This is a genomic window from Pseudoalteromonas sp. JB197 (genome assembly GCF_002332205.1).
Taxonomy (GTDB): Bacteria; Pseudomonadota; Gammaproteobacteria; order Enterobacterales; family Alteromonadaceae; genus Pseudoalteromonas; species Pseudoalteromonas nigrifaciens.
On record NZ_NRGZ01000003.1, the window covers coordinates 107,272 to 117,750 of the forward strand.

The following is a 10,479-nucleotide window of genomic DNA, read 5'->3' on the forward strand; positions in this document are numbered from 1 at the left end:
TTGTGACAAGCGTTAAAGCTCAAAATATTTTTTCGAACTTTAAACTCACCGTATTTTTATCGTAACTGTATAACCAATCAACATTACTGTTTACTGTTATATGATTTAAGGTAAAAACTGGTGTCATGCTAAATACGGCTAGACTTGGCATGCTTACAATCAGTGTGTAATTTTGTTCAAGATCTTTACGCTTATGTGCCAATAAAGCACTATACTGCTCATATTTACGCGCCCTGAGTGATGCAAATAATGTTGCCTCTGCCCCGTTACCCCAGCGCTTATTGACACCAAATCTACTCGAAAATAATTGGTAAGCATGTACCTGTTCACTGTTATTCTTTTTACTGTAATCTAGACCACCAAATAGTAACCATTGTTCATTAAGCTGATACCAAAGGGTATTGTAATTTGCCAATTGTGTACCGGATTGATAACTATAGTGCTGAGGTTGATAAGATTGCTGCTCAATTTCAAGTTCAAGTTTTATATTTAGTTTTTTTGAAAGGTTTTTTAGCCAATCAAGCTTAATACCCGCAGCACTGTAAAGTGTGCTATTACCTAATGCATTGTATTTAAATTGCCCAGATGCTGAAAATTGTTCATAAGCCGTTTGATAGCTATAACCTAAGCTAGCAATCACAGTGTGCTCATTATATTCACTGTTATTTAAATAATTACTGCCATAAGCAAGGCCTCGAAAACTCAACCCGTGGTGACCAGAAAACGTAAATCGTTTACTAATATTTGCATCAAAGTCAACGCCCTCTCCCGATATTTCAGGCGGGGTTTTACGCTCGATTAAACACTCTTCAGTCGGTAGCCAAAGCAAACACGTATAACTTTGTGATGATTGATTTAAGTTATCACTAAGACTTGGCCCTAACGAAAAAGACCCTCGCCAAGCTTGACGATAGTTAAGCGCATCAATAAAACTGTTTACAGTGTGACGAACACCGTCAACCTTAGGGTTGTCATTTGGTAACTGCTCAGCAATATGCTCAAACAATATAAGCGCATCAGTATTTTTATTGTTATCAAACAACACCCGCGCCAACTCTAATTGACTAGGTAAAAAATCTTGTTGTTGAGCCAACACAACCAAATGTTGCTGCTCAGCTTCGTTTAAACGTCCAGCAGATCGAGCAATCGCACCTTGCGCATAATGAACTAGCATCACATCGTAATTTTCTAATGCCACATAACGAGATAACAAATTTTGTGCAGCTGGCCATTGCTTATGCTGAATTAAAAAATAGACTGCTTGGCCCAACTCATGAACATTGTTATTAACTTGGATTTGTTGCCCATTAATTGTAAAAGAGGAAGGTTTAGCTGAATCACGCGCCGCATCGGCAACGATTGAATGCTCATTTTGTTTTATATTTTGCTCTATACGTTGCTGTAAATGTAATCGCGTTTCAGTCGATGCAGATAAGAAAGGGGAGTTTAACACTAACATTAGTACCCATAATTGTATTACTGTTCGGTAGTAATGATTTTTATTTTGATGGCTCATAATAATACTCAAAAGCGTCAATTAAAGGGGCTAAATATTAGCCCCAACTAAATAATTGCGATTACTTTTTAGCTCCACCAAACGCAGTATCTAATTGACGGTTTGCAAAAGTGGCAATACCTGCAAGTGATGCTGCATCAGCACCAAAGAAATGGCCTTCGCTATTACCAAATACCACACCATTGGCAAGCGCCGTTCCTGAAAAAGCTGCCGTAGATGTCACGATATCTGCATCAATGCTCACTGAAAGCGCTGAATTAGCCAAGCTACCAGTTAACTTTTGTGTACCAAAATTAGCCGTAAAATCCCCGGTTAACTGATTACTACCGCTAAATTTATTAACCCCTTTAATGGCATAACTAGCCGTGCCGCTTACTGGTACTGTCGTGTTGGTACTATTGCCAACATAATATACTGCGCGGTCGTTGCCATTACCGTTAAAATCTTGTGACCATTCACCAAACCAAACATCACTAGTACCCACTTTTGCAAAATTAAATGCGCCAATACCACCATGACCCATGCTTAAAGAGTGAATACCGTTAGTTGGTTGAGCATAAGCTGATAATGCCTGAAAATCGACTTTCTGTTGAGTAGAGCCCATTGCTGCGATGCCAATACCAGCTCGCCCTGCTACATGAGGACCACCATTAACGTAAGCGTCTAGCGAACCACACCTAGCATCGATGTTCTGATTATCTAAAAATACCTGCTCAATGATAAATTCGGAGCAGGTGATGAAAACTTACAGAACAAGCGCACAGTGGCAGCAGCTTTTGCTGCAACGCAGTACGTTTAGTGGTACTAATATTGAATTCTGCCAACACCATAATGTCGCTATTACGACTTATTATAAACAACGTGCTTTACTGGCAAAAGACCAGCCTAATTCCACCTTGCCAGTGCACACGCAGTGCCTTACATCATCACGTTTTGTCCAGGTAAAACAAACTACTGAAGTCTGCGCGCAAACTCGTCAAAATACGCTGCAGTTTGATACGCTAACCGGCCAACTCACGTTTCCTATCGATTTAGCGACGGCCGATATCGTTGCCATTATTAAAGGGCTAACGGTATGAGGATGTTCGTTGATGTACCCACCGTCTATTTATGTGTCGATGCCGTTGATTTTCGAAAATCAATTAATGGTCTGGCGGCGTTGGTGGAAGCAGAGCTTGAACTACCCGTGCTCAGTGGTGCGCTATTTGTGTTTTGTAATAAAGGCCGTGACAAACTCAAACTGCTTTACTGGGATAACACCGGTTTTGCACTGTGGTATAAGCGATTAGATAAGCATAAGTTCAAATGGCCCAAACTCATGTCACCCACCATGACCTTAAGCGAGCAGCAATTACACTGGTTATTATCGGGTTATGATGTGATTGGACACAGTAAAATTGATGTCGCAGGTAAGAAAATGCTTTAATATTTGCGATCGATTGATGATCATCAAAGTGAGTTCAGTTAGCACTGCAAAGCCTTTGAGGATGCCTTAAAATAGGCGTCATGAAAAATGAACTCGCCCTTAAACAGCGCATTGCTGAACTTGAAAAACTGTTAGCGCAGAAGGATGCCCAGATTGCGGCATTGGAAGAGCGCTGGAGCTTGGCCCAACAAAAACAATTCGGCAAAAGTGCTGAAGGCTTTGCCGGGCAAGGCGAGTTATTCAATGAAGTGGAAGAAATTGTTGAGGAAGTTGAGGCAGAGCAACAATCCATTAGCTATACCCGTAAAAAGCCGGTGCGTAAGCCACTGCCAAAAGACTTACCTCGTGAGCAGGTTATTCACGACATCATCGACAAAACCTGTGATTGCTGTGGCGGTGAGCTACATAGAATGGGTGAAGATAAGTCAGAAAAGCTTGAGTTCATACCCGCTAAAATCAAAGTGATTGAGCATATTAGGCCTAAATACGCCTGCCGTCACTGTGATAAATCCTCAACTCAGACACAGATTAAACAAGCCTCAATGCCTGCCATGCCCATCAACAAAGGCATTGCAACCAGCAGTTTGCTCAGTCAGCTTATCACCAGTAAATACCAATACGGGTTACCGCTGTATCGCCAGGAAGCGATGTTTAAGCAATACGGTATTGAACTCAGTCGACAGACCATGAGCAGCTGGATAGACAAATCAGCCACACTCTTCGCGCCATTAGTTGAACGGCTTAAAGCCGAGCTGTTAAGGCAACCCACGCTGTTTGCCGATGAAACGCCATTAAAGGTGGTGAAATCGGACAAAGTAAACAGTTACATGTGGGTGTATTGCTCGGGTCGAGATTCACCAGACCCGAATAATCCCATCCCTAATATCGTACTTTACGACTTCCACAATAGTCGCGCGGCCGCCTGCGTGGTCAATTATCTTGATGGATATCAAGGGTACTTGCACGTGGATGGCTATCAAGCCTATGCCAGAACAGAGGCAACCTTAATCGGCTGCTGGGCGCATGCTCGTCGTAAATTTATCGACGCGAAAAAGCTACAAGGTAAAAACAAAACCGGCAAAGTGGATGTGGTATTGAGCCTTATCCAAAAACTGTACGGCGTTGAGTCACGCATCAAAGATAAAAGTGTGGATGACAAATATACGGCAAGACAAGAGGTTAGCCTGCCTATTCTTAGCAAGCTAAAAATATGGCTTGAGCAGGATCAGCCAAATTTAGTGGGGAACAGCAAACTGATAGAGGCAGCTAATTACCTGGCAAATCAATGGCACAAGCTCATACGCTATGTTGATGATGGCCGACTTAGCATCGATAATAATAGAGCAGAACGCGCGGTAAAACCGTTTGTGATAGGCCGAAAGAATTGGTTATTTAGCCAAACGGCTAACGGTGCCCATGCTAGTGCCACCCTTTACAGCATTGTGGAAACCGCCAAGATAAATGGTCTAATCCCATTTAATTACATCTGTGCTTGCCTTGATGAACTGTGCCAGCCTGAGCCCGATATCGACAGCTTGTTACCCTGGAATTTTAAAACATAGGTGTAGTTCGCTAGACGCTCACCCATTAACCGTAGACTCTCCTACTTCAATATTGGTATTGTCATTTTGAGTACCTACGTAGTTTGCATGAGCAGCAAAGCTAAAAGTGGTTGTGAGTACTGCGAGTGTTGCGAATAACTTGTTCATTTTTCAGTTCCTTTTAAATAAAAATCAATGAAATAAAAAGCACAACTAAGGTGCTTTCATTAACTACACCGAACGAAAAACAAAAACCCACAAAAAATAATAACTATTTAGTTTGTGGGTTTATTTTTTAAGCTAATCAACTAAGTTAATTCAATAAATTAAAAGCTCATTTGTAGTTTTAACTTCACAGTTCTACCAGGAGCTGGAACACTCGAACGAACCAGTGGATCAATATAATAAAGATCGGTTAAATTCGTGGCTATCAACTCAACGTTGAGGCGCTCACTCCAGCTATACTTTGCATATGCGTCAAAAGTCAGCGCTTTATCTCGTTCAAGATCTTCTTCACTTTTACTTGCTGATAGATAAACACTTCGTAATCCGGTTTCTAGGGAATTTTCGAAATAACGACCACCAAGGCTCAAATTAACCGAGTCATTAGGAATAGCTTGATCGCTTAAGTAACCACCTGCAAAACCAGCATGTACACAATTCGGAACTGAGCCCTCGACAGGGTCCTGAGTAATTGCAAGGCTTTCATCACAGACTTCATTCTTAGTCATATGAGATAAACTTAAATCAGCAAAAAACGAACCATTGTCATAGCGACCTTGAAACTCAAACCCTTGCAATGTTTGCTTATCAATATTGTAAAAGCGTAGTAAATTACCTGAGCGTTCTATGACATCTTTTGTTTTATGATGAAAGTAGGTTAATTTAATATCCCCTTGCTCAAAGTTATGTACAAACGCAGTTTCATAATTATAGGTATGCTCTGGTTTAATACCTGTGTAAGGGTTGTTATTAGCCGAGAAGCCTAAGGTACTTTCGAACATACTCGGGAAGCGGATACCCTCGGTATAACGTATGTACACTCGACTATGTTCATTTAATAAGTAGGTTGCAGCAAGTGCTGGAGCCCAGTGGTTCCCCTTTTTTTTACCGCCATCAATTTGCTTATCGTACTCATTTACAGGCCCACCCGCTTGGCGACAACTGCCTTCTATATAATTAGCTACGTTATTCAATTCCCCGTTAACACATATATTATTCTCTCTGCGGTATTTACCCTCACCATTATGTAACCATGGATCTAAGACCGCTTTGTGTTTTTTTCTACGATCACTCTCTCTAAAATCAAGAAAACTCTCCAATCCTGCAGGATTATCAACAAAGAAGCTTGAATCACCAAACTGCTCTCTCTCTTGCTCTCTTATTTCTTGGTGTTCAGCTTCTGTGTAAGCTGTTTTATATTCTAAATATACACCTTCAGCGGCAGAGTGTTCTTTCGTAAAGCGCTCGTCTCCAGCCGAAATACGGCTTGATAAAAAGTCATCTATCGCCCAATAACTTTTATAACTTGCACCTGCTGAAAGTATCAGCGACTCACTAGGCATCCATTTAAAATTAAACTGTCCTTCAAGCTCTTCTCGTCTACCCTCGCGTGGCCAGTGCTTCCAACCATCGACTGTACCCCGGTATTCATCTTCTGAGCGAATTTTATGATATTGATAACGCGCTGACATAGTTAGCTCCAACTCATCGGATAACATCATTTGGTTACTTACATCAAAGCCAAAACGGTTCTCACGGTTACTGGCAACTGCTGTATTACGTATTATTGGACTTGCATCAGGATCCGCTAACTCCCATATTGCATTAGCGTAATTTGGGAACCCGCCAGCAGAATTAGTATTGCTAATAGTATGGGTGCTCCATAGGTTTGAAGTGACGTTAATAAACTTACTTTTCGGGTTCCACTGATATTTTATGTTATAGGCTTGTGCTTCAACTTTACTAAGAGGCCATTGCGCCATTTCACCATTTTCACCTATGTCACCAGCTCGACTTGCCATAATTTCACCATATTGCGCATTAGTGACACGTGCACCTAAGTTTAATTGCTGGTTTTCACTAATTTTAAATTCACCTTTGAGTAAGAAAGATTCCAACTCACTCGATGTATTTGGCACTTCATAACCTGGTCGTTGACGGTGCGCTAGAGAACGCGGATTCATTTTAGTAATATTGAACTCTTGATCATTAGGGTTATTGTAAAACTCTGATTTTTTGGTGCCACTAAAGTAGTTGCCCTTATTACGATATGCATAGGCGGCGAGTAATTCATAGTTATCTTGGCGCGTAGCTAGCGCTAAACGATAAGCGTAATCTTCACCTGACAAAGGGTTATTTTCTTTATTACCACTCATCTCTTGCCATAATGAAGGATCTCCATATGCAAAATTAGGTGACATTTGCGGGAAACCTTCTACATCCCTGTAATCCTGCCCTGTGAATAAAGTGGGCAGCTTAGGATCAACGGCATTATTACTGCTCTCTATGACAAGCCCCCCGCCGCTGCTTTCCCCTTCAAGCAGTACGTCGCTAGCACTAATAGTACTAACTTGCACCCCACCACCAACAGAAGTATGTGTATTCGGAGTTAAAGAGGGACCTTTTATTGCTTTAATACTGCCAATTAAATTTGAATCAACGTAATTTCGATTTGAAACCCCTCTATAACCACGCCACACAGTAATTGCTTGCTCAGTACCGTCTATTGATAATGGCACTCGCCCAGGTCCTTGCACTCCGCGAATACTGGGGTCAACACCACCACCATTTCGTGCATCACCGCTGTAAATATTGAGCATACCTTTGAATAAATCAGCAGCATCTTTGCCCTTATATCGTTCTATTTCATCTATTGATGTATATACCGTAGATATATCGTCATCATAAATTGCATGCTTACCAGCTTCATCACGAGTGACACCATTGTTATCTCCTGTTGCTACATTAATTGTATTTAAAATTATTTTATTCTCATCTACTTTTGCTAAAATTCTATATGAACCATCTGCTTGTATTAAACTATAAAGTCCACTATTAGAGAGCAAAATACTCAAAGCTTGCTCAGCGCTATAATTACCTTTAAGTAAAGGGCTTTGTTTTTTATGTGTTAAACGAGCATCTAAATGGAACTCTATACCTGCAGTTATCGCGAGCTGATTTAAACTATTATTAAGTTTACCCGCGGGAATATTAAATGTATGTGTAATTGGACTAGCCGCATGTGACAATATCGGCATTGCTAAACTAGTAACCCCAAGATGAACACTGAGTAATAAGGTGAGTATTTTAGGGCTATGTAAGAATTGCATATCGACTTCCTTTCTTTTAGTTATCAGTTAAGCGATATACCGAATGAAATTGTATTTTCCTCAATAAATAATTTATTTAAAAAAGACTATGTTAGAAGTTTTTATCCAATTTTTATCGAATCCTTCCGAGAAAACCCATTGATCGACGCGAAGCGGCGTCGATGGGATGAATCGGAATAACTAGCCCTGATTTTGAATGTATTTTCGAATTGTATCAGCAGAAGCATTTCCAACTGAGCAAACAAAATACCCGTCAGACCAAAAGATTTTCTCAATCCAGAATTGCTTTTTCAACCACTTAAATCTCGACCATAGGCTTTGTGTCGTTGATTGTTTAATTCTACGAACATAACTCGCAACACAAATGGTCGGGGAAATCGTAAGCAATATGTGTATATGATCTTTGTCTACCTCGATCTCTTCAATATTAAATTCTGAGCGCTCTGCAATTTCAGAAATTTTTGTTTTACAAATTCACCTAAGTTACCTTGTAGCAATTGCCTTCTATATTTCACAACTAAGATTAAATGTAACGCTATTAGATATTTGCAGTGTGATTTAGTTTCATATTCTATCTTGACAACCCTTTCATACACAGTAGTCTATACAGTGTATGAAAAAGACGCTTAGATACAATTACAGACTGAATCCTACACCAGAACAAGAAGCTAAACTCATAGAGTTTGGCGCGACTGCGCGTGGTATTTGGAACTTATTACTGTCTGAAAATATGCGTCGATATGAGTTCGATAAAACATTCTTGTTCTACAATGATATGGCCTCGCTTCTTAAGGAAATAAAGCCTTTTGAAGAGTTTACGTGGATTAAGTCTTTTGACTCGGCAGCAGCTCAGCAAGTTGCTCGCGACTTAGAAACAGCGTTAAAGAACGCAATCTCGAAAGGCCGTTTGCAGCGCTTTCCAAAGCATAAAATCTCATACAAAAAGAAAAAACTTCACAACGATTCATTTCGAGCGGTAAACAATTCTAATTGCATCCGTATTGAAGATGGCACTATCAGTATTCCAAAAGTTGGTAAAGTGCCTATCATTTTACATCGCGAACTGGCTAGCAAAATCAAAACGGTAACTGTTCAGTTTCGCCACGGTAAATGGGAATGCAGTATTACTCAAGAAGTGGAGTGCAAAACAGCGCTTCGCGTTTTAAAAACAATCACAGGTTTTGACATTAACTCAAAGCAAACGGTAGTTGGCTCGAACGGCTACGTGGCCGACAATCCAAAGTTTTTAAAGCAATCAAAAGCCAAATTAAATCAATTGCAACGTCAGCTTGCCCGCCGAAATAAAGGCTCAAATCGCTGGCACAAAACAAGACAACGCATCAATAAATTACACGGTAAGATCTCAAGGCAAAGGCTCGACTTTGCACACCAAATCTCACGACAGATAACCAATGAAAATGACATTTTAGTGTTTGAAGATTTAAACGTAAAAGCGATGCAAAAATTCAATGGCAGTATGGTAGCTGACAATGTGATGGCTCTGATAACTCAGCTTTCAAAATACAAGGCTGAGCTTGAAGGCAAGCTCTATCATGAAATTGGTCGATTTGAAAAATCGACTGGGATTTGCGCAGAATGCGGCCAGCACCATGTTTTAACATTGAACGATAGACATTTCATTTGTGTGGCTTGCGGAGCGCATCAAAATCGGGACCTTTCAGCGGCTAAAAGCATAGCGAACACAGGTGAGTTAGACTTAATAGCGGCTGGAATCGTCGCAAGGGTTAATCCCACTTCTCAGCGGAAAGCAGCTAATAAAATGAAAGTCTTCGAGCTATCGAAGTTTGCTGTTGGATCTGAGAAAAAAAGAAGCAGCCTAGCATTTATAAGCTAGACTGTAGAAGCCCATTGATCGACACGTGGTGGCGTCTGTGGGTAGTTCACAATGTATATCCGTCTATAGGTAACGTTCTGACTTAATGAAATCAACTGTCCAAGTTAATTGATGCTTGATAATATAGAGATCATGTATTTACCTACTCCAGAGTGTTTTTAAAGCTTAATCCCTTTTAATAGTAGCTTAATAGAGTAATTAGTCTTAATTGTTAACTATTTCACTAATGAGTTAGTAAAATATTGATCTAATTAACTCGTTAGATTCGACATTAACTTATTCACATATCCACAGTACCTATTAATTCTATTAAATCTATTAAAACTATAAGATCTATAAGATCTATAGGTGTCTGTAAGTTATTGTTATTAAAAGATAAAAACATGACAGCAGATCGTATTTTTGGTGTTTCGGATCATATATTTGGTGTTTTAGATCATATATTTGGTGTTTCGGATCATATATTTGGTGTTTAGATTACATATATTTGGTGTTTAGATTACATATATTTGGTGTTCTTTTTTAGAATAAGGTTCTGACGACATACACTATTTTTATAGTATATGTCTCATCGCTAGCATGCAAAATGATAGATTAAGCTCTTTTTTAATATATTTAACACAATTCTGAGGTTGAAAGTTTGTACTTGTGTATATGCGTAACATATTTTTAGTGTTGAGAGCTTGTATCTTTGTATGTACGTAACATATTTTTGGTGTTGAGAGCTTGTATCTTTGTATGTACGTAACATATTTTTGGTGTTGAGAGCTTGTATCTTTGTATGTACGTAACATATTTTTGGTGTTGAG

Annotated in this window: 8 protein-coding genes; 4 read left to right on the forward strand and 4 right to left on the reverse strand. The window is 39.7% G+C overall.

The window, feature by feature from the left end; genetic code table 11:
• Nucleotides 1-19: 19 nt before the first annotated feature.
• Complete coding sequence (locus CIK86_RS18940; RefSeq protein WP_086995637.1) at nucleotides 20-1,516, reverse strand: surface lipoprotein assembly modifier; 1,497 nt, start codon at nucleotides 1,514-1,516, stop codon at nucleotides 20-22.
• A gap of 61 nt (nucleotides 1,517-1,577) precedes the next feature.
• On the reverse strand, nucleotides 1,578-2,120 hold the full coding sequence (locus tag CIK86_RS18945; RefSeq protein WP_096317122.1) for a Slam-dependent surface lipoprotein: 543 nt from the start codon (nucleotides 2,118-2,120) through the stop codon (nucleotides 1,578-1,580).
• Nucleotides 2,121-2,253: 133 nt separating this feature from the next.
• Here CIK86_RS18945 and CIK86_RS18950 point away from each other — a divergent pair, with 133 nt between their 5' ends.
• From CIK86_RS18950 to CIK86_RS18960, 3 genes are all read left to right on the forward strand, one after another.
• Nucleotides 2,254-2,595, forward strand: coding sequence for a hypothetical protein (locus tag CIK86_RS18950; RefSeq protein WP_024591408.1), 342 nt, complete (start codon nucleotides 2,254-2,256; stop codon nucleotides 2,593-2,595).
• The gene (tnpB, locus tag CIK86_RS18955; RefSeq protein WP_086996409.1) at nucleotides 2,592-2,942 is read left to right on the forward strand and encodes an IS66 family insertion sequence element accessory protein TnpB; all 351 of its coding nucleotides are present in this window, start codon (nucleotides 2,592-2,594) and stop codon (nucleotides 2,940-2,942) included. The genes CIK86_RS18950 and tnpB overlap by 4 nt, the downstream gene beginning before the upstream one ends.
• An 80-nt stretch (nucleotides 2,943-3,022) precedes the next feature.
• Nucleotides 3,023-4,504, forward strand: coding sequence for an IS66 family transposase (locus CIK86_RS18960; RefSeq protein ID WP_008467384.1), 1,482 nt, complete (start codon nucleotides 3,023-3,025; stop codon nucleotides 4,502-4,504).
• Between the two features lie 18 nt (nucleotides 4,505-4,522).
• Here CIK86_RS18960 and CIK86_RS19480 read toward each other — a convergent pair whose 3' ends face one another.
• Together CIK86_RS19480 and CIK86_RS18965 are read right to left on the reverse strand one after the other, a co-directional pair.
• Entirely contained in the window at nucleotides 4,523-4,651 is a 129-nt protein-coding gene (locus CIK86_RS19480; RefSeq protein WP_254910765.1) for a hypothetical protein, read from the reverse strand.
• Between the two features lie 158 nt (nucleotides 4,652-4,809).
• Nucleotides 4,810-7,815 carry a TonB-dependent receptor gene (locus CIK86_RS18965; protein ID WP_086998525.1) on the reverse strand — a complete coding sequence of 1,002 codons (3,006 nt, stop codon included), beginning with the start codon at nucleotides 7,813-7,815 and terminating at the stop codon, nucleotides 4,810-4,812.
• 613 nt (nucleotides 7,816-8,428) lie between these two features.
• On the opposite strand from CIK86_RS18965, the gene CIK86_RS18975 reads away from it, so the two are divergent.
• Entirely contained in the window at nucleotides 8,429-9,670 is a 1,242-nt protein-coding gene (locus CIK86_RS18975; RefSeq protein ID WP_096317123.1) for an RNA-guided endonuclease TnpB family protein, read from the forward strand.
• The last annotated feature ends 809 nt before the right edge of the window (nucleotides 9,671-10,479 follow it).